The following is a 25,583-nucleotide window of genomic DNA, read 5'->3' on the forward strand; positions in this document are numbered from 1 at the left end:
TAAAGTAAAAATGATGACAAAAAAAATTGGAATTTATATTGGCTGTGTAGTTCTTGGTTTTGCTTTAAGTTTTATCTTTTTTGATTATAATAATGATCAAAGCAAGAACACTAAAAATGACACAAAAAATATAACTCATAAAGAATGGACTTGTGCAATGCATCCACAAATAAAAGAGCAAGAAGAAGGCACATGTCCTTTGTGTGCTATGGATTTGGTATTAGTTCCATCTGATGATAGTGAAACTTCACTATCTGATAATCAGTTTAAAATGTCTCAAAATGCCTTGGCTTTGGCTAACATTGAAACTTCAGAAGTGAATTTTAGTAGTGAAGACGAAGTCATAATAAAACTATCCGGCATAATAAGTACAAATAAAGAAACTGATGCTACACAAACCTCAATTTTTGATGGCCGAATAGAAAAGCTTTATGCAAATTATATAGGCACAAAAATTAGAAAAGGTAAACAAATTGGACTTATATACTCACCCGAATTGTATTTGGCACAAAATAAATTATTGACTTCTGTTTCATATAGAAAAACGCATCCACAACTATTCGATGAAGTAAGAAACTCACTAGGATTATGGAAAATGACTGACGAGCAAATAGAAAACGTCATTGTAAGCGAAAAACCAATGACAAACTTTCCTATATATGCAGATGTTTCAGGAACAGTTACAGAAATTATGGCTTCAGAAGGTAGTTTTTATAATCAAGGAGATCCTTTATTTAAAATATCAGACCTCAGAACTGTCTGGGCTGTTTTTGATGCTTATGAAAGTCAATTAGGATCTTTAAAAGTTGGGCAAAGTCTTGAATTAAAATCCAAGGCCTTTCCTAAAGGTATTACAACTGGAAAAATTGATTTTATTGAGCCCATATTACATACTAAAAAAAGAACAGCGACAGTTCGTGTAGTAATCGATAATAGAGATGGAAAACTAAAACCCGGTATGCTCATAGAAGGTAGTATTACATCCAAACTTTCAAAAGGGGTTTTAACCATTCCAAAAACTGCTGCGCTTTGGACAGGGAAGCGATCTATTGTTTACCTTAAGCCATACCCAAACAAACCTTATTTTGAAATGACAGAAGTGGTGCTTGGTCAATCTTTAAAAGATAGCTATGAAGTTTTAAGCGGTTTAGAGGCAGGAGATACTATTGTAACCGAAGGTGCATTTACTATTGATGCGGCAGCTCAGCTTCAAGGAAAAAGGTCAATGATGAATACTATAATAGAAACTAAAAACCACCAAAAAAATACTAATTTTAAGGACTCTGACCTCTCAACTAACCATATTTCAATTGATTGGGATATGCTTAAAAAAGATGAATTCAACCTTTTAATCAAAGATTATTTATTATTGAAAGATGCATTTGTAACTTCTGATGTTAAAAAAACAAAACATCATGCAAATTTATTATTAAAGGCCATAAATAAGTTAGACTTGAAAAAATTACCAGATCTCAATAAAAAAAATATTGAACAATTATCTAACATTACAAAATCAATAAGCACCATAAACGATTTAAAGAAACAAAGACTTCACTTTAAATCCTTATCAACTAAAATTATTGATATGGTATTAAATTCTAAAAGCTTAAACGACCGAGTTTACATTCAATTTTGTCCTATGGCTGATGAAAATAAAGGAGCAAAATGGCTAAGCCTAGATAAGAAAATAATGAATCCATATTTTGGGGATAAAATGCTCAATTGTGGGAGTGTTTTAGAAGAAATAAATTAAGAAGTATAAAATTACATATCTCTATACTAAAAGAGCTGTCACTTTATAAATGACAGCTCTTTTTATTTTTAACTAGATTTTAATCCTCTATTTAATGATTATTTTTTGAGTTTTACTCTGATAATCATTAGTTACTTTCACAAAATAGACACCAGTTCCTATACTCGCGATATCAATAGTGTTTAATAAACTTGATTGCATAAGAGATTTATTTAAAACCAATCGTCCCTGTATATCATATAAATACACGCCTGTAGTCATTTCTAATTCGCCTTCAATTATCAAGGATTTTGGATTAGATGTTGTATATATATGAATACCATCTAACACATTATTTCCTACAGATAATACCGATGAAGTAAAATGTAGATAGAAACGTCCTGTACCATTCAAATTCATATTTGGTGTGATAATATAATCATTAGAATTTAATAAAGTTATAGTATTAGATTCTGTATCTTCTAAATACACCTCAACATTACTTGGTAACGTAGTTTCACTTATACTAAACGTAATTTGTTCACCTTGATTTGCATTAACACCTAATGGAATTATTGTATTAGTTAAATCAGAAGGATTTAAAGCTTGTAAAGCTATTGGAAGTTCAGAGTTATCCTGTACTAAGTGAGAGTAAAGTGCAAAGTTAGGTGCTACACTACCCAAAATTTTACCATCATATCCTCTGTCTAAACCTAGACTTGCATTTTCATCAAAATAGAATTCAGTACTATATTCATTATTACTTGTGCTTGCTTTGAGCTTTAAAAAGGTTAGAACATTTGTGTTTCTCCCTTGAATAAAATCATCATCAGAACCTATAACTCTCAACGATGTATCAAAAGTAATATCATAATCATCTACATGAGTGAGACTTGCTGCAACAAGAAATCCTTGCCCAGGAGCCATCAATCTATTACCTGCATTAGCTAATGTAATAACATCCCAACCATTAGAAGCATTACCATCGTAACCATAAATACCAGAGATATCTTCTAACAGATCTATGTTTTTTACGTTTGGCGCAGTCTCATAGTTTAGGAAATCTGCAATACTAATATATGAAGGATATGGATTACCTATTAAATTCCAATCTGGATAATTGGCACCAGAATTTACAATATCAACAGTAACTGGTGTCGTCAACACATTACCTGTAAAAGTTAATGTTGTACCGCTAACTGTTGCAGCTCTATAACCTTTACCACTATCTAAAGTTGTAGAGGTTTCATCAGTGTAATTTACATACCAATCAACTGCTTTATCAAAAGGTCCAAATAGATAGGTTCTTGGATTATCATTGCCATCATTTAATATATCTTCAGCATTTGTGTCAGTAAGTAAAAAATCCTCCCAAGTCTGCCCAGAAAGTGGCGGAGAAATAAGATCATTACCACCAGAATTAGCATTAACATACCTTACATATTTTATGTTTCCATCCACTGTACCATTTGCAATTAAACTAGCAAAGGACTGTGAAGTTGACTGTAAAGTAGTTGTATTTGCCAATAAAGTAACACCATTATCTACGGTAAGTGCAGCACCAGGACTCACTGTAAAATCATTACAAATTGTATTACTAGAAATAACAGCTTCACCAGAATTTACAATTATAGAATCATTTGCATAAGAAAGGCCATTAGGATCACTCGGTAACCAACCATTATCATAAGTATAAGTTGTACTTATAGGAGAACTATCACAGCCTAATAATTCGATCTCGGCTAACTGTGTTAAAGCTATATTACCTAAATTTTTGGTGATTTCTATTCTATAAGTTGTGTAAGCAGTTGTATTAGAAAATACAAAATATTTAGATTGATACCTGGTATAAAACTGCTCACCTGTCCAAACTCCCAATTCTGTATAAGCACCACCATTAGATCCTAATATTCTAAAGTTTTCAGGGTCTCTATCTGGTACATCATTAGCACTTGTAATAATTAATTGGTTCACATATTGAGGTCTTACAAACTCAATAGAAATAAAACTAGGGTTACTTACACTTGGTACACCTGTATTATCTAACCATTTACTAAAATCATTTTGCGTCTTTTTATTATCAAAGGCTTTGAACTTATTTTCGGCTTCATTAATCTCTCCTCTTGCAGTTATAATACCTGTACCAACAGGATCTGTATGGTCTACAATTAAGCCAGTACAATCATTCGATCTTAAATCAGTGAATGTCCACTTAAAAAAATCAGATCCATCATTAGGATATGTTTTAACACTAGCTCCATTAGACAGCGAGTTGTTCTCAATTCCTAGATAAAGTCCATTAACCTTACTTTTTATAGCATATTCATCATTACCTAGATATTCTAATGAAAACAATTGGGCATCTGTACCATTCTCTTCATACTGTATCAAATTAGTCCCTGGATCTTGCCCAGCATAAAGTACATCGAGATTTTTATTACTATGTACGGCCTTTATAGTAAAATAATTATCCTCAGCAGGTGCTATTATAAATTGTTGATTTTCCCCTAAATTACTTGTCCACTGAATAACATCTGCTAGATTATCTTGAGATTGATCAAAAACATCCATTACCAAAGTACTACCAACATTAGTAATCGTATAAACTGAAACACCAATAGTTGAACCTTCATATACTGTTATTTGGGCAGTATCTGTAAATGCACCTTCAACTGTAGTTGCAGTAATAGAAACAGTTCCTTCGCTAATCCCTGTTACAGTTCCGGTTGCATCGACAATCGCAATAGACTCATCGCTTGAAGACCACACAATACCTTGTTCACTTGCATCATTAGGTAGCACTGAAGCTGTTAAAGAAATGGTTTCTTCAGTAAAAACCGATGCAGTAGTGGGTGTTACAGTAACTCCAGTAACCGGCTCATATAATAAATCTGTAAATGTCCATTTAAAGAAATCTGACCCATCGTTGTTATAGGTTTTAATACTACCTCCATTGCTTACTGAATTATTCTCAATTCCTAGGTAAAGCCCATTAGACGTACTTCTTATTGCGTATTGATCATTTCCTAGATACTCAAACGAAAACAATTGAGCAACAGTACCATTTTCTTGGTATTGTATAACATTAGTTCCTGGATCTTGTCCTTGAGCTTGTACATCAATATTTTTATTGCTATGAACAGCCTTAATCGTATAACTAGTGCCATCCACAGGAGTAACAATGAACTGCTGATTTGCACCTGAAACGTAATTCCATTGCTGTACATCTGCAAAATTATCGTTAGATATACCTGCGATATCCATTGCTAAACCACTTCCTACATTTGTTATGACATAAGTAGAAGCATTTATCGTTGGGTTTTCGTAATTAGGCTCAAGTTGATTTATCCATTCTTCTACAAGGTCTACTCCTTGCTGATCGGCTACATTTTTAGCAATTGGTGGCATAGCAATCGTTTGGTCAACACTTTCTGTTCTATGGAAAAGAATTGATTTTGAGGCATCACCTCCTACAATTATACGTTCTCCAGGAATTCCCAACGGAGTATTTGTACCAGCATACATAAGACCAGTTTGCACCAAACTGTTAGATAATCTTAAATCAAACTGAGCCCTATCACCTGTTCCACCTGGTCTATGACAATAGGCACAGTTGAGATCTAGGTAAGACCTTGCTTTTTCATCTAAAGTAGCATTAGGATCATCTTTGGCTTTATAAGTTTGGTAGCCTAAGACTGTATTATCATCAATTGTTTCATCTAAAATTCCTAAATGACTTAATGTTACCAATTGATTTGCGGTAATTGATGTCGTTGGGTAAGTGATATCAGAATTTAAATACCTTGTTCTAGGACCTAATGTTCCTTTGGTAGCTGGATTATGACAAGAAATACAGTCTTGAGTGCCTGGATAAGTCCAAGTTTGATTTCTTGTCGATCCACCTTCTGTAGTAATTTGTATTGTCTCTTCTATACCAGAATCTAGCAGTACAGCATCTGTTTCGTCTGCATTCCATTTATATGTTAAATAATAAAAATTACCTGTGCTTGCCTTTACCGAAAACCTAGTTTCTAAACGCTTTGTAATACTAGGATTAGAATCATCAATAGGCAATTCAAAATGCTTTATCAAAACAGAACCAACAGGGAATTCCCAATCTCCATTTTCTGAAAAGCTAATTTTTTCTTGTGGAGTATCATGAGTACCATCATTTGGAATTACCATCCAGCGCTTTTTAATGGCTCCATCAGACCAAAATGATTCAATTAAATCATAAGGAATTACACCAGAATTTGGAGTTAATGTTTGTAAATCTTGAAATGCTCCTGTTTGTGATAATAATTGAGGTGCAGCATCTAGTGGCGATTGATTTACTTGAGATAATTTGTATAAGAAGACATTATTTCCTTGACTCAACAAATAAAGCTCACCTGAGTTATCTTCACCAAAACCTATAATATTTGTAGGCGAAAATGCGGTTATTAAATCGTATTCACCTGTATTAATATCTACGGACCATATTTCTTCACCAGCACCATAATCGGCACAAATATATTTACCATAAAAATCTGGCATATCGGTTCCTCTATACACATAACCGCCCATTAAGGCATTAGCCTCAGCCCTTGGAAATGCTACCAATGGACCTTCATGTGGCATATTGTTGTACATTCCACTATCTGCACCACCACAACCTGCACCAGGACCTGTTGCATAACCTTCATAAACGGGCCATCCATAATTTTTTCCTCTACTAACAATATTTACTTCTTCGTGTGTACTCTCACCTATTTCCCCTATATAAAAAGTACCAGTTAGTTTATCCTTAGTCATTCTATGTGGATTTCTGTGACCAATTGTATAGTACTCTTCAAAATTTTGACCAGAAGGGCTCAGAAAAGGATTATCATTTGGTATACCGTAACCCACACCAGAAATTTCATCATTAAATCGACCTGTATCTAATTTTCTAATTGGAGCATGACTTTTAGTTGGGTCTTGATCTACATCTATTCGTAACACACCACCATCTAAGTTGGTTGTAATATTTTGAGGCTTTGTGTATGCAGATTGTTCTCCTGTAGCCAAATATAAGAAGCCATCATTGCCAAAATCCATAGAGCCTCCGCGATGTGTAGAACTAAACATTCTCATTTTTAACATTGTTAATTCTGATCCCGGAACAACAGTATATGTTGTTGGATTAACTTCATACCTTCTTAAGTATAAAAAACCTCCCCAATAATCCTCTTGGTAACAGCCAAATCCACTTAAAAAGGCATTAGGATAATCATTCCCATTACCATCTTTAGAAGTGTAATAGGTATAGAAATAGTTTTTACCAGGAGTTCCGAACTCCGGATGAATAGCCAAACCTAAAAATCCTCCATCCCAAACAACACCAACCTCATTTGATAAATCTGCAACGAGGTTTTTTGTAGTTACGGATTCATCATTTTCAAACCAATATATTTCACCATTTCGCTGACCTAAAATTATCACGTTAGTGTTGGGCACATTTGTAAATGTTAAAGGTGAATCGAAAGTTAAATTTGGAAAAGCCGGTTGATAGGGTTGAGCCGATGCCGTAACATCTGGAAAATTACCGTTTAAAAATGTACCAACTGCTTCTGGTTGAGTAAGACCTGGTCCTATAAAATATGGTGCTACTCCTAAAATAGTAAATACAGAAATCCCAATAAGAATTGTAGAAATCTTATTCCTTTTAATTGAAAGATTCATTATGTAAAAATTGATTAATAGCTTTCACAAATAAAAAGACTTTAACCGAATTTCTACCTTAATTAAGGCAAACTACTTTTTTTTTCGACAAACCATCTATTTGCCACAAAATTAGATGTTTAACCTAAATAAATATTGTCATTACATCCAATAATAATGTCGTATTAAATAAGAATTATATAATTTCAAATTAAAAAAAGAAGAACTTATTTTTATAAAGTTAGGATTGTAAAATCACCTTTTAAAGGTTGTAAAGATTTCATAATTTCTGGTATTAATTGATTACCAAATTCTAAATATAGCTCTGAAAAATTGGTATTACGTTCTTGCAAACTCTGCCCAGGAAACAATTGCTCTTGCAACTCCGTACAACGACTAATTTGATCTACTAATTTCTTTTTTTGTGCTTTTAAAAGTCGCTTTTCTAAAGCTTGTAATCCTTTTATTTGCTTTACTTCTTGAGCCTTAACTGCACCTAAAAAGGATTTATCGGTTTGTTCAGCAAGTTCATTTAGATTTTTAAACTGTGCTTCTAGATGTTTTATTTGTTCTGAAAAATCAATATCTATATTAGATATTTTTCGCACTTTTTTATTGATAAAGGAATTTCTATCTAAGAATAAATCTTTATCCGAAATATTCAATTTTTTAAGCTTATCTGCCTGCTTCGCCGTTTTTATCAATGCCGAATTCCGCAACAATAACATTGGAAAAGTAACCTGTTGTGCTTCAAAATTAGATTTTAATTGCAACCAATAAATTAGCTCTCCACCTCCACCTATATAGCAAAGATTTGGTAAAATTACTTCTTGATATAGCGGTCGCATTATAACGTTTGGTGAGAACCGCTCTGGCACCTCTTCGAGGTGTTTTAATAGCTCACTCTTACTCCAAGTGATGTTTGTGTCTAAAACCGAAAAAACACCATCAGTTTCAACAATACGTTCTCGCAAACCATCCTTAATATAAAAGAAATTGATTTCTCTAGGATTCACCTGAATTTTCAATCCTAATTCTTCAAGTTTTGAATTCGTTTCAGAAACCGTTTTAAAAGCCGTTTGCGCTATAAGTTCCTTTTTAATATTTGGGATGAATAAGCGTTTTAAATCAGCGTGGTCAGAATCTAAAATCACCAAACCATACTCACCAAATAATTCATTAGCTAAATAACGTGTGGCATCAGCTAAATTATCATGGTTTAAATATGCTTCCTTAAACCACGTTTTTAATTGTTCGGCGTTTTTTCCTGGTCCAAACTCAGCAGAAACAACTTCAAATACTGCATCTAAGCCTTCGGTATTAAAATGACCTACAGCTCCTGTCTGATTAGAGTTCCACTGAATTTTTTTTCCTCTAAAATTGAAATAGTTGATTTCTTCAAAATCATGATCCTCAGACGCCATCCAATAAACAGGTACAAAATTGTATTCTGGATATTGCTCTTTTAAGTCTTTAGTAAGATTGATTGTAGAAATAATCTTGTATAAAAAATACAGTGGTCCCGTGAATAAATTTAATTGATGACCTGTAGTGATGGTAAACGTATTTTCAGAATTAAGACTTTCTATATTTTCAAGTGTTGCATCCGAAGTGTCTAATTTACTGTATTGTTTTTTTAGAACCTCAACTAACACTTTTCTGTGTGATTCTGAAACAAGTTCAGAATGACGCTTCTCTTCTATCTGTGCTTTAAAATTATCTAGTAACGGAAACCTATTGTACAAAGGCTTTAACTCTGATTTTTCATCTAAATAATCACATATAAAATCTGAGAAGTAATTAGTTTCTCTAAACGGAATACAGTCGGTTGGCATACAATTCTATAAATAAGGCATAAATATAAGACTCTTCTATTTTTTAACTGCTAATTTTTAGTTAATTCAGTTTGGCTGACTATCTTTACTTGCTTTCAACCAAAAAATAAATTATTAAATGCAAAAATTAGTTTTAGTTCTGTTGGTCGTTTTTGGTAGCTTAACCTTAACATCAGCTCAAAACATTAAATCACCAAGCGACTTTTTAGGTTATGAAATTGGTACACAATTTAGTCGTCATCATCAAGTTGTAGATTATTTTAAATCTGTAGCTAATACACTTCCTAACCAAGTAAAACTAGAGGAATATGGTAAAACTAATGAGCGTAGATCGTTGTACTTGGCTTATGTATCAAGTGAAGAAAACATTAAAAACCTTGAGACGATTCGTGAAAATAATCTAAAAAATACAGGTTTATTGGAAGGCACACCTACGGCTACAGATATTGCCATCGTTTGGTTAAGTTACAATGTACATGGTAATGAAGCATCTAGTACAGAAGCCGCAATGCTAACTTTATATAAACTACTTACCGAACGAAAAGAGTTACTAAAAAATACGGTTGTTATTATTGACCCATCGATTAATCCAGATGGAAGAGATCGCTACGTAAACTGGTATAACGAAACTGCAAGTCAGCCTTATGATATTGACCGTAACGCAAGCGAGCACAGCGAACCTTGGCCAGGAGGACGACCAAACCATTATCTCTTTGATTTGAATAGAGATTGGGCTTGGGCTACGCAAGTTGAAACTCAACAACGCTTAAAAGTCTATAATAAGTGGATGCCACATATTCACGTTGATTTTCATGAGCAAGGCATAAATGAGCCTTATTATTTTGCGCCAGCAGCTGAACCGTTTCATGAAATTATTAGCGATTGGCAACGCGATTTTCAGACTCAAATAGGAAAAAATCACGCCAAATATTTTGATGCAGAAGGTTGGTTATTTTTTACTAGAGAACGTTTTGATTTATTTTATCCGAGTTATGGAGATACATATCCAACTTATATGGGAGCGATTGGAATGACGTATGAGCAAGGTGGACATGGTATGGCTGGATTGGGTATTTTGAATGATGAAGGTCACGTACTAACTTTAGTAGAACGCTTAACACATCATACCACAACTGGACTTTCAACCGTAGAAATTGCTTCAAAAAATGCTTCAAAATTAAATTCTGAATTTGCTAAATTCTTTGATAATTCTAGCTTAAAATACAAGAGCTACGTCGTTTCTGGTAATGCAGATAACTTAAATAGTTTAAAAACACTTTTGAGTAAGCATGAGATTACTTTCGAAAATTCCAACGGCTCTAAAGTTTCGGGTTACAATTATAAAACCGGACAACAAGGTAGTATGAATACCAATAGTGAAGCATTAGTTGTACATACCAATCAACCAAAAGGAAAAATGGTAAAAGTATTGTTTGAACCAAATGCAAAACTTTCAGATTCGTTGACCTATGATATTACTGCTTGGTCTGTACCTTATGCTTATGGTTTAGATGCCATTGCAAGTACTTCTAAAGTTCCGAGTTCTAAGTTAATGGAGAAAAAAGCATTACAAACCTTAAATGATGCTTATGGATATGTAAGTAAATGGAATTCACTTGAAGACGCACAATTTTTAGCCGAATTATTAAAACAAAATTTCAGAGTACGATTTACTGAAAAACCATTTACATCTAATGGCAATACATTTGAACGTGGTTCTTTAATCATCGCAAAAGGTGATAATAAACATATTGAACAGTTTATTTCAAAACTCAACACTATTGCCCAAAAACATTTACAGCCATTAACACAAATTAATTCTGGATTTTCACAAACCACACCAGATGTTGGTTCTCCAGATATTAAATTAATTAACAAACAAAAAGTTGCTATCCTCTCTGGCAAAGGTACATCATCGTTAAGCTATGGAGCTATTTGGCATTTCTTTGAACAACAATTGCACTACCCTTTAACCTCTATAAACACTGATAATTTAAGTAGAACCAACTTAGATAAATTCAATGTTTTAATCATTCCAAGTGGTTATTACGGAAGCGTATTGACTGAAGGCAACATGACAAAACTAAAAGATTGGGTTCGTGCAGGTGGAAAAGTCATTGCTATTGATGGAGCTTTAAGAAGTTTTGCTGGCAAAGAAGGATTTAGTCTAAAATATAAAGACTCTGAAAATGATGAACAAGATGATAATTTAACGCCTTACGCAGATCGCGAACGCGAGTATAGCAATAACCTAATAACTGGTGCCATTTTTAAAACTAAGGTAGATAAAACGCATCCTATGGCTTTTGGTTATGGTGAGGATTATTTTACGTTAAAACTAGGTAGCTCAGCTTACAGTTTATTAGACAGCGGTTATAATGTAGCTCACTTAGATAATACAAAAGTATATTCTGGTTTTGCAGGTAAAGACGCACTAAAAAACTTAGACCAAACGTTAGTGTTTGGAGAAGAACCAATGGGAAGTGGCAGCTTTATCTATATGGTGGACGACACCTTATTTAGAAGCTTTTGGGAAAATGGAAAACTGTTCCTGGTTAATTCTATTTTCTTTGTGAATAATAATGCTTTTGAACTTTAATGCAGCATCAATCAAAAAAATAATATTATGAAACATTTTAAATCACTAATCTTAAGTTTTGTTCTTGTATGTACCATCGCATCTTGCAAACAAAACGAAACCAAAACCGAAACCAAAGAATTTAAAGTTGATTACGAAAAATTCACTTTAGATAATGGTCTGCAAGTCATTCTTCATGTAGACAAATCAGATCCTGTTGCTGCTGTGGCTTTGACGGCTCATGTAGGTTCTGCTAGAGAAAAAGAAGGACGTACAGGTTTCGCACATTTATTTGAGCATTTATTGTTTTTAGAATCCGAAAATTTAGGCAAAGGCGGACTCGACCAGATGAGTGCTCGTATTGGTGGTTCTGGTGCCAATGGCTCTACGAGTAGAGATCGTACCAACTACTTTCAAACGGTACCAAAAGATGCTCTCGAAAAAATGATTTGGGCTGAAGCAGACAAGCTAGGCTTCTTTATCAATACAGTTACAGAACCTGTTTTGGCCAAAGAAAAACAAGTGGTAAAAAACGAGAAACGTCAACGTGTGGACAATCAACCTTACGGACATAATTCTGCTGTAATAAACAGTAATTTATATCCTGAAGGTCATCCTTACAGTTGGGAAGTTATAGGTTCGCTAGAAGATTTACAAAATGCAACTTTAGAAGATGTTAAAGAATTTTACAGACGTTGGTATGTACCTAATAACGTGACTTTAACCATTGCTGGAGATATAGACGTAGCGCAAACCAAAGCTTGGGTAAAAAAGTACTTTGATGAAATCCCAAAAGGCGAAGACATTCCAAAAATTGAAAAACAACCTGTTACTTTAAAAGCTTCTAAACGTTTGTATTATGAAGACAATTTTGCACGTGCACCAAGATTGACAATGACTTGGCCTGCGGTTTATCAATACCACGAAGATTCTTATGCCCTCAGTGTGTTATCGCAATATTTAACTCAAGGGAAAAAAGCACCTTTATACAAAGTATTAGTTGAAGACCAACAATTGACGAGCAACGTTAGGATGTATCAAAATTCATCTGAAATCGCAGGACAACTAATGCTTAGTGTTACAGCTTTTAATCAAAAAGATTTAAACACTGTTGCATCTGCTATAAATGATGGCTTTAGAGATTTTGAAGCAAATGGTATTTCTCAAACAGATTTAGATAGGATTAAAGCCGGACAAGAAACGCAGTTTTACAATGGGCTTTCTAGTGTTTTAGGAAAAGGATTTCAATTAGCACAATACGAGATTTTTGCAGGTGATCCTGGGTTTATAAATCAGGATGTAAAAAATATTTTGGCCGTAACACCAGAAGATGTTATGCGTGTGTATAACAAATATATTAAAGATAAAAATTACGTTGCTACTAGCTTTGTACCCAAAGGACAAAAAAGTTTAGTGCTAGATAATTCTCAATTAGCCAAAGTAGTTGAAGAAAAAATTATAGAAGGTGCCGAGGAAACTTTTGATCCTAGTATTGCTGCCACGTACGAAAAAACACCTAGTAGTTTTGATAGAAGTACTGAACCTCCATATGGTAACAGTCCTGAATTGACAATTCCTCAAGTATGGAAAAATGAATTGGCTTCTGGAATAAAAGTTTTTGGTATTGAAAATACAGAAGTGCCATTAGTACAGTTCGAAATGCAAATTCAAGGTGGATTATTGCTAGAAAATAAACATAAAGTTGGTGTCTCTAACCTATTAGCAAATCTTATGACTAAAGGGACAAAAAATAAAACGCCTGAAGAATTAGAAAATGCTATTGAAAGTTTAGGTGCTAACTTATACGCTTATGCAACAGATGATAGTATTATAATTTCTGGAACAACCTTATCTAAACATTTTGACGCGACTATGGCATTAGTCACAGAAATTTTATTAGAACCTCGTTGGGATGAAAAAGAATTTGACCTTATAAAACAAAGTACCATTAGCGGTATTCAGCGCAGTAAAGCCAACCCAAATAGTATTGCTTCTAATGAATTTTCAAAATTACTTTATGGAGACAATAATATATTGGCCTATAACAATAATGGAACAGAAGACACTGTAAATACTATATCATTATTGGATTTACAAGATTATTATAATACTAATCTCACTCCAAAATTAACTCATATGCATGTTGTTGGCGCCATCTCCGAAGAAGATGTAATCAATGCCTTGGAGACTATTAATACATCTTGGGAATCTAAAGATGTTGTTTTACCAGAATTGCCAATGCCATTATACCCTGAAACTTCTAAGGTTTATTTTTATGATGTTCCAGGCGCAAAACAATCTGTTATTCGTTTTGGCTATCCTGCTTTAAAAATTACGCACAAAGATTATTATGCAGCAACAGTTATGAATTATCGTTTAGGTGGTGGAAGTTTTGCTTCGCAATTAACGCAAGAATTACGCGAAGGTAAAGGTTACACCTATGGTATTCGTTCAGGATTTTCTGGTAATAATCAAAAAGGTGAATTTACCATTAGTAGTGGCATAAGAACCAATGTAACTTATGAAGCTACTAGTTTAGTGAAAGATATTTTAGAGAATTACGGTAAAAATTATAGTGAAAATGATTTAGATGTCACAAAAGGTTTTACCATTAAAAGTAATGCAAGAGCTTTTGAAACCCTTGGAGCTAAACTTAATATGCTAAATAATATTAGTAATTATGGCTTTGCAAATGATTATGCGAAACAACGTGAGGCTATCGTAAATGATTTAACTGTTGAAGATGTAAAAGCTTTAGTTGAAAATTATATAAAACCCAACCAAATGATTTATTTAATTGTTGGTGATGCCGAAACACAATTAGAAAAGTTAGAAGGATTAGGATTTGGGAAACCTATTTTACTAAATGGTGAAAAATAAAACTCAATTAACTAAAATACTACTATTATGAAACTAGGCGCATTCTCAATAAGCCTTGCTGTAAAAGACATAAAAGCTTCTAAAGCGTTTTATGAAACCTTAGGGTTTTCAGTTTTTGCAGGAGATTTAGAAAAAAATTACCTCATCATGAAAAATGAAGAATCACTCATTGGATTGTTTCAAGGCATGTTTGAAAATAATATTTTAACCTTTAATCCTGGTTGGGATCAAAGCGCCAAAACTTTAGAGAATTATGATGATGTGCGCGATATTCAAAAGCATTTAAAATCTAAAAATATATCATTAACAAATGAAGCTGATGAATCTACCACAGGTCCTGCAAGCCTTGTTGTTTTAGATCCAGATGGGAATGCCATCTTAATCGATCAACATATCTAAAATTATGAACTGGGATGACGCCTTAAAAATTTACGACGACATTACTGAGGCCTGTGATGGTTTTGAGCGTAAAGGCAAAAAGATGATATATACTTCATCTAATGGTTATATGTTCACCCTTTTGAATAAAGATGCAGAAATTGGTATTCGTTTGCCAAAAGAAGAAGCTGCAAAGTTTATAGAAGAACATAATACTGGTCATTATTATTCTTATGGAGCAAAAATGAAAGATTATGTTTTAGTCCCAGAAACACTTTGGAACGATAAAAAACTAATGGTTAACATTTTTGAGCAGAGTTTTGCTTATGTAAATAGTTTACCGCCAAAATAAAAAGTAAAAGCATAACAAATAAGGTTAATTGAGAATATTAAATTGATAAACACCAGACTCAGATGTGTTACCTTCTGCATCTTTGCTTACAATTTCCCAATAGTAAATTGTTCCAGGTGTTACCGAAAGTGTTAACTGATTTACTATAATATCACTTGAGTTTATACTTGGAGGATTGCTGGTGCCAAAATACACATCATAAGCAACTATATCATTATCAACATCGCTTCCACTCCATTGTAATGTTACTGAATTTATCGCAGCAATAGTCTCTGCCATACTTGGTGATATAATCTCTGCAGGAAAAGGTGCATAGGTTTGTACTCCTGGGCCAGCATTATAAAAATTCCAAACATCACTTGATTTTATTTCATCTTGATAATTGTATTCTACAAACCATTTATAGGCATTTGCTCGCTGAATAGTAACAGGAAATATAAAGTCTGCAGCTTCATATTGCTCTATATTACCTGTGGTTAAGTTTTCTATGGTTACTGTATAGAATTCTGCATTATTATTTGGTACCCATTCAAAAGAAACGGTACTTTGAGTTGGTGTTAAATCTGCACCTTCATTGCATAAAGCATCTTGATATGGAAAAACTAATTGCACCCCATTTGGTGGATCTAGATTTGGATTTATATTTGGGCCATCATCAGTGGTATCTTTACAGCCAAACATAAATACTACTGTACAAAATATGTAAACGATTTTTTTCATTTCTTTATAATTTTATATGATAACATGTTAGATTGAGACTGAACATTAACATAATACATACCCAGAGATAAGCTACTTGTATCTATACTCATATCTGTACCTTGATTAATAAATGTTTTATTTAAAACTAGCTGTCCGATTGAAGAATAGATATTTACATTAATGGTTTCGCCCACTTTACCATCGTAAATATTTATAATATTATTAAACGGATTAGGGTGAACGATAAAATCATTAGACATTATTATTCTTTCTTCGTAAATACCTTGACATTCCATATCTGTACTTACCTTTAGATGGTTAATTCCTGGTTCTAATTGAAGTGTAATTTCAGAATTATGTGTGGTAAAAGTTATACCGTTAAATTCAATATGGTAACTAGAACTTCCAGACATATCTACTGATAATTCGTTACCAGAAGAATTTCTACTAGCAAAAACTGTTAGTGGATTAGGTTCTGTTATAATAATAGTATAACAACTTTGGTAATCTGGCCACTCCTCGATAGTTATACACATTTGATATGTATCTGCTAATAGATTAAAAATATCTACGTCATTGGTGAAATTATATTCTTGGTAAAAAACCTCTCCGGTTCCATCCATAATTTGTTCACCAATTAATGTGGCGGTATAGTTGTAAAGTTCTTGAGCTATTATAGTAACTTTTCCATTATTACTATTTAAACATGTTTCGCCAGTAATTGAAATTGTAAAATTATCGTTAGGCAAATCTATGATTGCACATCCAAATAAATCTACAGCTGCTCCAAATTCTGTACTCGGACAAAGATCATCATCATTTGGAATACCGTCATTATCTGCATCTTCGCAAATGGTTTGGTAATTAGCTGTATCATCCTTTAACCAATCGTCATATAACCCTTCTGTATTTTCTATAACTGCCAAAGGGTTATCAACTAAAATACATCCCAAATCTGGATTATTTGTAGCGTTAAAAATTTGTAAGCTTTCATTATTACCGTTTTGTATATTTAATTGGTCTGCTACCAATAAATTAGATTGACAAAACAGTATATTTAAGTTAGGATTTTGTGTAACATCTATGCTTGTTAACTGATTAAAGGCACAATTAAAATCTTCTAAATTCACCAAAAAATCTACATTTATAATCGTAATTAAATTGTTAGATATGTCTAAATCTATTAGAGCTGTATTTGTATTAAGATTTAATTGGGTAAAACTATTATTAGAAACATCTAAGACCGCCAAGTTTAATAATATTGAGATATCTAAACTTGAAATTAAATTACCAGAAACATCTAAATCTACTAATGCTGTATTAGTACTTAAATCTAATAGTGTAATAGAATTGTCTTCAATATTTAATGTTGTTAGGCTTATGAAATCTTCAATTCCTGTAATATCCGAAATCTCTCGATTACTTAGATTTAGAAAGATAACATCTTCAATATTTTCAGTCAACACATAATCATCTAAAGCTCCAGAATCGTAACCTAAATCAATTAAGGCCTGTTCGAAATTATCATCTGGAACATAGGTTTCACCAAAGAAACAATTTATGGCAAATTGAGCCGTTGCATCTATATTCCAAATTGATCCAGCTGGTACTGTTCCATTATCTGTTTCTATACAATTTAAGTTGGGATTGTTAATAGCATTTAGCTCTGCTAAAATTGAGTTTTGTCCATTTTTAATATTTAGCGTTTCGAGTGAATTAGATTCGCAACTCAAGTTTGTTAATGCTAAATTTTGCTGAAAATCGAGTTCTAAAATGGCATTATTATCACAATTAAAAACTTGCAAAGACAAGACTTCGTTAGGTGAAAAAACCGTAAATGCATTATCGCTTATATTTAAATTTGTAAGACTAGTATTTGCACTAAGGTTTAAGCTACTTATAGCATTAGTAGAACAATTAAGCGTTACTAGAGCTATATTGCTCAAAGTTTCTAAATCTGCTAACAAATTATTTGAACAATCTAGATTTATCAAATTGATATTTGAGCTTACATTTAACTCATTTAACGCATTGTTAGAGCAATTTAAAATCTCTAAAGCTGCAAAATCTTCTATTCCTGTGAGGTCAGCAATATTATTTCCACTAACATCTAAACTTATTAATGCTTCAATATTTAAAGTTGGCACATAATCATTTAATGGACCAGAATCGTATCCTAAATCTATTAAGGCTTGTTCAAAATTATCATCTGGAACATAGGTTTCTCCATAATTGCAATCTTCATTGTATGTTGTAACACTATCTTTAATCCAATTTAAACCTATATTGTTTGCATCATCAACTTGAATACAGGATAAATTCGGGTTTCCTGAAGTATTAAAATTTGTAATATCTGTGTTTATTCCGTTTTGAATATTTACAAAACTGAATAAATTATTAGATAGATTTATAGTTATTGTTTCTGGGCAATACTCTGTTTGATTCGGTTGAAAAACACAAGCTGAAATTGCCATGGAGCTTAAATCTATATCACCTTCAATTTGATTACTACTTACGTTTAACGATTTTAATGTAACTAAGTTATTAGAAAGCTCAAGGTCCGATATAAGATTTGAACTAATATTTACTTCTATTAAATTAGTATTGTTACTTAAATCTAATTCTGATATTTGATTATTTGAGCTTGACAAAAATTTAAGTAAGGTATTAGACGCTAGCTCTAGTTGTGTAATCTCATTATAATCACAATTTAATTGTTCCAAAATTGAATTCGCCGACACGTTGAGTAAGGAAAAGTTGTTTTGAGACGCATACAATTCAACTAAATCAGTATTATTTAAAAGGTTTAAATTAGAAATTTGATTATTGGAAATTGACAAAAAGTTTAATGCCAAATTATTAGATACATCTAAGTCTGCTAACTCATTAGATCCACAATTTAAAGTTTCTAGTGCTGCATAGCTATTAATCAACACATTAGACAAATTGTTATTAGCACAATTCAACGTAATCAATGTGGTATTATTTGTACCAAAAGTTGATAAATCGTTCAGTTGATTACTACTACAATTAATATCTTCTAAAGATGCATTAGTGCTAATGTCTAAATTGGTTAATTCATTGTTAGAACAATTTAAAATTCTTAAAACCGTATTGTTATTAATATTAAGAGTAGATAAATTATTATCTGCACAATCTAGTAATTGTAGATTAAGGTTTAAGGATGTATCGAGATTGTTAAGGTTGTTATTAGAACAATATAGCTCAATTAAGTTTGTTGTACCAGTGGTATTTAGTAATCCGTTAATATCATTAACATCATTGGTTAGAAGGTAATTAGAACTACAGTTTAATCGCTCTAAATATTGCATTTCGCTGACATCTAAAGCTTCTAAAAAATTACCACTACAATTTAATTCTAAAAGTGATTTAAAATCTTGTATTCCGGTTAAATCTGAAATGCTTTTACTGCTAACATCTAGGGTCAGAATATGCTCAATATTTGATGTTAATACTTGTGCGTCTATTACATCGTCGTACCCAAAATCTATTAGTGCTTGTTCAAAAAAAGCATCTGGAATTATTGTAAAACGATTATTTGTACAATCACCATCGTAAATCGCAAAGGCGTCTTTTTGCCAACTACCAGGAATACTAGCAACTAGGGCATCATCAATATTTATGCAGTAGAGATTGGGATTGTTTGTAGTATTAAAAATCGTTAAAGCTCCATTATTTCCATTTTCAACATTAAGGTTTAAAAGTGAATTATCATTGCAACGTATAGAGGTTAATGCGGTATTTGTGGTTAGGTCTAAATCTTCAATCTCATTATTAGAACAATCTAAAATTTGTAAAGCAGTATTAGCGCTTAAATCTAAAACTGTTAAATTATTATCAGAACAATTTAATTCTTGTAATGCCGTAAAGTCTTGAATACCCGTTAAATCTGAAATTGAAAGGCCAGAAATATCTAGAGGCATTGCAAATGCAACAATATCCGTAGTTGCTACAAAATTATTTAGTGTGTTATCAGAATCTATCCCTTGGTCGATTAGAGCTTGTTCAAAATTATCATCTGGCACATAGGTTCCGCAATCTAAATTGTATGCAGCAGATGCATCCTTTTGCCAACCAATAGCAGTGTTAGCAAATGCAACATCATCAACTTCGATACAAAAAAGATTTACATTATTTGTTGCTATAAAAGTTGAAATTAAATTATTGCTTCCATTATTAATACGCAATGCAAATAAGTTATTATCATTGCTTAAAAGGCTAACTAAAGACGTATTAGAAATAATATCTAAACTTTCTATTTGATTAAATGAACAGTCTAAATCATTTAATAAAACATTTTGACTTACCTCCAAACTAGTTAAAGAATTATTTGAACAATTTAGTATCGTCAACGCTGTATTATTACTTAAATCTATAGCATCGATAAAATTACTGGCACAATATAAAGTTGTTAGCGCTGAATTTGCAGAAACATCTAACTCTAATAAATCATTATTTGTAACATCTATTTGAAGTAATACTGGATTATTTGAAAGGTCTATAATTTCAATAGAATTTGTACTACAGTCTAAAGTTTCTAGACTTATAAAATCTTCTATACCAACTAAGCTAGATATTGAACTATTAGAAATATTTAAATCTGTAATAGTGCTTATAGAAGACGTTAACACTAAATTATCTAGAGCATCATCATAACCTTGATTAATTAAGGCTTGCTCAAAATTATCGTCTGGCACATAAGTATAAATGTCTGCACATACATTTTCAGAAAAATAAACCCAATCATCTTTTATCCATCCAGAAGGAATAAAACCATTATCTATTTGAATACAAAATAAGTCCGTATTATCTGATGCATCAAATAACGAAACCAACTCATTATAGCCATTAGCAACAACTAAAGAAGTTAGTTGATTACGCGAAACATTTACTAGGCCAACTCCTTGGCATAGAGTAACAGGATCTGTTTGCGGATCTGGACATACTACAGTATTAATAGCACTTAGGTCTAAATCTGTTAATGCATTATTTGAAACATCTAGATTTTTTAGAACAGTATTAGCAGATAAATCTAGTACACTAATTTGATTTGAAGCACAAAATAAACCTTCTAGATGAGTATTATTACTAACAATTAGTTCACCTAATAGTCTATTATTAGAAACACTTAAAAACGTAAGGTTAGTATTGTTTGAAACATCAATTGTAGATAATTGATTTCCAGATGCGGTAAGGCTAAGTAAATTACTATTATTTGATACATCTAAATTTTGAATTTGATTATCAGAACATGTTAATGATTCTAAGCTTACAATATTACTAACGGCTAAATTTTGTAAAAAGTTAGAGCCACATAATAATGATACTAAATTGGTATTATTATCAACATTAAGCGTAGTTAAATTATTATTACTACATATTAATGTTTCTATAGCAGTAAAATCTTCAATCCCAGAAAGATCTGATATTCCTAAATCACCTACATCTAAAAAAGTTACACCACTAATACTATTAGTTAAAACCAATCCATTGTTTGCAATACCATCTCCCATACTAGCTGCATCACCAATTGATACTACTGCTCCATCCTCATCATGAGTTTCTAAATAATTTTCAAAAATAGCATCAGGAATCGCTGTTGTTTGCGCTTTTGCAAAAAAAGACGACAATACTATAATTATTAAAGTAATTCGGAAATTATGTTTCATAATACTAGGGTTAGATTAATAAGACTTTATTAATGTCTAGTTTCCTTATTTACTTCCTTGTGGTAATGGATATGCTTATCCATACTTTCCCTAATTTTATTGATAAAATTCTGTTTGAATTCTGGATCTTCGTTTATTTTTTTCCAAATGAAATTCTGACTCTTAGAAATGTCAGATTCATTCATCATTTTTTCTGCCATTACCATAGCTTTTTCAATTTCTTCATCCGAAACTTCAAAATAAATTACACCGTTTTCTTCTTCGTAATGACGACCATCATGGGCAATATTATCTGTTTGAGTAGAGCTATTAGTATTTTGACCTAATGCTATTGTACCATTTTCAATATTGTCTATTCTTTCAATGGTTTTTGTTAATAATTCTTTTAAAGCTTCAATCTCGTTTTTATGTGCTAAGACTTCATTTTCTAATTTTTCTACTATGGTATTGTTGTCGTTATTATTTATCCCAACAGCAGTGTTTATAAGGTTAATACTAAATTGATTTTCTGAAGATTCCCAAGCAATACCAACAATGTTTTTAATATCTCTTATAGTTATTTTATTTGGAGATACTGCAATACCTAACCCATCGTTATTTCCACTTGGCAAAATATAATCGCCAATATTTACCTTACCCAAAACTTTTACCGGCACCTGCCCCATGAAAGCCACTTTTTCATAAAAATGTTCTTCACTAGGTTGTGGTAATGCACCTAGTACAGCAGGTTTGTAAGATATCACCATCATACGCTGAGAACTAGAGGTGTTTTTAGAAATTTTTCCTCCATTAACTCCAACAATATCACCATAACTCATTACCTCATTGACATTAAGCCTTTCTAGGTATTCTGCATAATCACCAGCTCCAGAAGCATAAGAAACTCCGCGATACTTTACCTTATTATCATTAAAAGTAAACAACATATAACTAGAAAAAACTTGATTAGCTACAGCTGCGATTGTTTTTACAGCCATTATAACATTATCAGCCGTTTCATTAATAATTATTGAAGGAATAGGTGCTGTAACACAGGTTCCTAATCCAAAACAACCTGTACTACTTGATACTGCAGCAGCAAAATCACCACCTTGCGCAATATTATCTAATAGCTGCCATGCTAAATCGAGTGTACCATCAGTAAAATCGTAAATAACACTGAGTTTTTCCAAGTTATAATCGGCATTGTTACTAAACTCACTTTCGTTAGTCTCTCCTTCAATTCTTCCCCAGAGCATAGGACCAGAAGTATCTGGAAGAATCTCACCTGATACGGTATTAGCTGTAGAAGGAACTGCCGCATTTAAATCGTCAAAAATACTTGTGTCTAAACCAACAAGTTCAAATACATCTTCAATAGGACCAGTAATAGCTTCTAAATCGTGAGGAGAAACTGAACCAACTGGTGTTTCATCCCAAAACGACACAAAATTGTTTTGGTTAAGAGCTCCTACGGCATTAACTTTAATTGCAATACCTTGGTTACCACCTTCGACTAATAGTGGATAATTTTTAATATTTAGATCTGAACCTTGAATCGAAGATGAGATTTTAACCTGTGAGTCTGATGTAATATTTAGACCACCATCTAGATGTGTAGAATCTGTTACTTTTAGATTTTCTGCCGTTAAATCTCCAAAACTAGCTTCGCCATTAACCACTAAATCATTTAATGTAGTTAATCCTATAACATCGAGCGTACTATTTAATAAACTACTTCCATCGACGTTTAAATTACCGGTTAAATTTGTTAAACTGCCATTATTAACATTAAATGCATTATTAAGATCTGTAATGCCGTCTACATTTAAGGTTCCTGTAAGATTTGTAGCATTACCATTATTAACATCTAGAGTGCTACTTAAATTTGTTGGTCCTTCTACTTGCAATTCTCCATTTAAATAAGTTCTATCATCAACAGTTAAAGTGCCCGTTGCTGTTATATTTCTATGAAATGCATAAGGCAAAAACGTGAGTCGTTCTCTGCTCATTTCTTCAAAATTACTGCCAGCTTCAAAATCAATTTCTACCTTTAAATCTTTTGGTGTTCCATTCCAATTCATTTCTTTGAAATAGTCATGATTACCATCACCAATTAACAGGTTTATACGACCAAATTCATCGGTTTCTGTAGTTTGTACTTCTTGAAATTCTAATTGATTTTGTTCGTCATATATAGTAAATCGGATAGCGATAGTTGTGTTTGGTAAATAATTACCTGGCGAATCTACACCTGGTAATTCTAAATCATCTGGCGCAATAATTACCGCTTGGTAAGTAATACCATCTGTTTGCGCATAGGCTAGAGAGAAAAAACAAACGAAAAATGCTAAGGTTAATATTTTTTTCATAATTGGTGGTTTTATTTTTTTTGATACTTTTTAAATCTTTATGAGTTTTTCATTAAAATATTTTCTACCAGAGGTTACTTTTAAAAAATAAAGTCCGCTCGATAAATCATTTAAGTTGAGTTCAACTTTTTGTAAGGGTAAGAATTCTTGGTTATGAATAATTTTGCCATTCACATCAAAAAGCATAATAGCTATATCCATAAACATAGTATCACTAAAGCTTATAACTACAACATTAACAAAAGGATTAGGATAAACTTTTAAATTTAAATCATTATCTAAATTATTAGTGACTTTAACGTTAGTTAAAGGTTGCTGATAACCTTGTCTTAGATAATAGCCATTGTTAGCGTATGTGCCTATAACACTAGACTGACCAATGCTTTGGCTTACTTTATAGGTCCCTTTTGATGTAACAACATTTTTTGATGAGCCACTACTCCCTAAATTTGAACTGATTATGCGATACCCAGAATTTTCCTGAGCATACATTTGTTGTAAAAAACAAAATAGTAATAGTGTGATTAGTATTGTTTTCATATCATTTTATTCTATTTTTTTTATTTCTTATCATTCTAAACCTAAAACTATATTTTTACATATTATTAAGTTTTGTTTTTTGTCCACCTTTTGTCCACTTAAACACCGTTTTTCTAATAATCACAGTAACATCTTGGCAGGTTTATTATAAAACCAACTCCAAATTGATGAGCATTCAGATTCAATTTTTCAGCATTTTCACCACTACTTATTAATACGGATTTACCATAATTATAACCCACAAAAATGGCTGTACTTCTAGAAATTGGATACTGCATCTCTATTCCTCCTCTAAAGAATAAAATATTGTTATTAAATTCTTCCTCACCTTCTAGGTTAAAAACATCATTATTTATCGTTTGATTTCCTCTTATTAAAAATTCTGAAGCGATAGATACATTTGTGAAAAACGTAAGCTCTCTTAATTCAAACATTTTTATGCCTAGTCCAGCTTTTACTCCTAAGTAACTTAAATCCCATTCAAAATAGTTGTCAATACTGCTTTCACTACCAATGGCTCCGTAATTATTATAAGTTGCACCAAGAGACAAAAACAAAGTCTTACTTGAGTTTATACTTTGTCTGTATCCCATTCCGTAGTACGATTTTGATTTAGAAAGTAAATTGTCTAGTGGTCTTCCTTGAGAGTTTTCGTAATCGAAAGACGAAACTGTTGTACCCAACTCAAAGTAGAGCTGTTGACTAAAGCATGATATGCTAATCAATAAAACAATTACAGTTATTGTATAATTCTTAAGCATGAAACCAGTTTTTGTTGATAGCTAATTTAGACGTGAAAACTGATGAAAAAAAGAAAAAAGCGCCATGTCCACCTTTTGTCCACCCCTAAAAAAAACGAAGTA

Annotated in this window: 12 protein-coding genes; 5 read left to right on the forward strand and 7 right to left on the reverse strand. The window is 32.3% G+C overall.

Going from position 1 to position 25,583, the window contains the following annotated elements:
* Positions 1-10 precede the first annotated feature (10 nt).
* A complete protein-coding gene (locus tag H8K90_RS10285; RefSeq protein WP_186845875.1) occupies positions 11-1,753 on the forward strand; it encodes an efflux RND transporter periplasmic adaptor subunit in 1,743 nt (580 codons plus the stop codon).
* Between the two features lie 87 nt (positions 1,754-1,840).
* On the opposite strand, the gene H8K90_RS10290 is transcribed toward H8K90_RS10285, so the two are convergent.
* Both H8K90_RS10290 and bshC read right to left on the reverse strand, forming a co-directional pair.
* Complete coding sequence (locus tag H8K90_RS10290; RefSeq protein ID WP_186845876.1) at positions 1,841-7,435, reverse strand: RICIN domain-containing protein; 5,595 nt, start codon at positions 7,433-7,435, stop codon at positions 1,841-1,843.
* Positions 7,436-7,647: 212 nt separating this feature from the next.
* Positions 7,648-9,249, reverse strand: a complete 1,602-nt coding sequence (gene bshC / locus H8K90_RS10295; protein WP_186845877.1) for a bacillithiol biosynthesis cysteine-adding enzyme BshC — start codon at positions 9,247-9,249, stop codon at positions 7,648-7,650.
* 118 nt (positions 9,250-9,367) lie between these two features.
* Here bshC and H8K90_RS10300 point away from each other — a divergent pair, with 118 nt between their 5' ends.
* The 4 genes from H8K90_RS10300 to H8K90_RS10315 are packed head-to-tail and all read left to right on the forward strand — an operon-like array spanning position 9,368 to position 15,437.
* Positions 9,368-11,848, forward strand: a complete 2,481-nt coding sequence (locus H8K90_RS10300) for a M14 family metallopeptidase (protein ID WP_186845878.1) — start codon at positions 9,368-9,370, stop codon at positions 11,846-11,848.
* A 27-nt stretch (positions 11,849-11,875) separates the two neighbouring features.
* On the forward strand, positions 11,876-14,707 hold the full coding sequence (locus H8K90_RS10305) for a M16 family metallopeptidase (RefSeq protein WP_186845879.1): 2,832 nt from the start codon (positions 11,876-11,878) through the stop codon (positions 14,705-14,707).
* A 27-nt stretch (positions 14,708-14,734) separates the two neighbouring features.
* Entirely contained in the window at positions 14,735-15,106 is a 372-nt protein-coding gene (locus H8K90_RS10310) for a VOC family protein (protein ID WP_186845880.1), read from the forward strand.
* Between the two features lie 4 nt (positions 15,107-15,110).
* Positions 15,111-15,437, forward strand: a complete 327-nt coding sequence (locus H8K90_RS10315) for a hypothetical protein (RefSeq protein WP_186845881.1) — start codon at positions 15,111-15,113, stop codon at positions 15,435-15,437.
* Positions 15,438-15,461: 24 nt separating this feature from the next.
* Here H8K90_RS10315 and H8K90_RS10320 read toward each other — a convergent pair whose 3' ends face one another.
* From H8K90_RS10320 to H8K90_RS10340, 5 genes are all read right to left on the reverse strand, one after another.
* Positions 15,462-16,157 carry a hypothetical protein gene (locus H8K90_RS10320; RefSeq protein ID WP_186845882.1) on the reverse strand — a complete coding sequence of 232 codons (696 nt, stop codon included), beginning with the start codon at positions 16,155-16,157 and terminating at the stop codon, positions 15,462-15,464.
* Positions 16,154-21,829, reverse strand: a complete 5,676-nt coding sequence (locus tag H8K90_RS10325; protein ID WP_186845883.1) for a T9SS type A sorting domain-containing protein — start codon at positions 21,827-21,829, stop codon at positions 16,154-16,156. The genes H8K90_RS10320 and H8K90_RS10325 overlap by 4 nt, the downstream gene beginning before the upstream one ends.
* A 29-nt stretch (positions 21,830-21,858) precedes the next feature.
* Positions 21,859-24,180 carry a peptidase G2 autoproteolytic cleavage domain-containing protein gene (locus H8K90_RS10330; protein WP_186845884.1) on the reverse strand — a complete coding sequence of 774 codons (2,322 nt, stop codon included), beginning with the start codon at positions 24,178-24,180 and terminating at the stop codon, positions 21,859-21,861.
* 30 nt (positions 24,181-24,210) lie between these two features.
* Positions 24,211-24,720, reverse strand: coding sequence for a T9SS type A sorting domain-containing protein (locus tag H8K90_RS10335; RefSeq protein WP_186845885.1), 510 nt, complete (start codon positions 24,718-24,720; stop codon positions 24,211-24,213).
* 113 nt (positions 24,721-24,833) lie between these two features.
* A complete protein-coding gene (locus H8K90_RS10340) occupies positions 24,834-25,481 on the reverse strand; it encodes an outer membrane beta-barrel protein (protein ID WP_186845886.1) in 648 nt (215 codons plus the stop codon).
* Positions 25,482-25,583: the final 102 nt, after the last annotated feature.

The sequence above is a fragment of the Winogradskyella echinorum genome (genome assembly GCF_014297365.1).
GTDB classification, from domain to species: domain Bacteria; phylum Bacteroidota; class Bacteroidia; order Flavobacteriales; family Flavobacteriaceae; genus Winogradskyella; species Winogradskyella echinorum.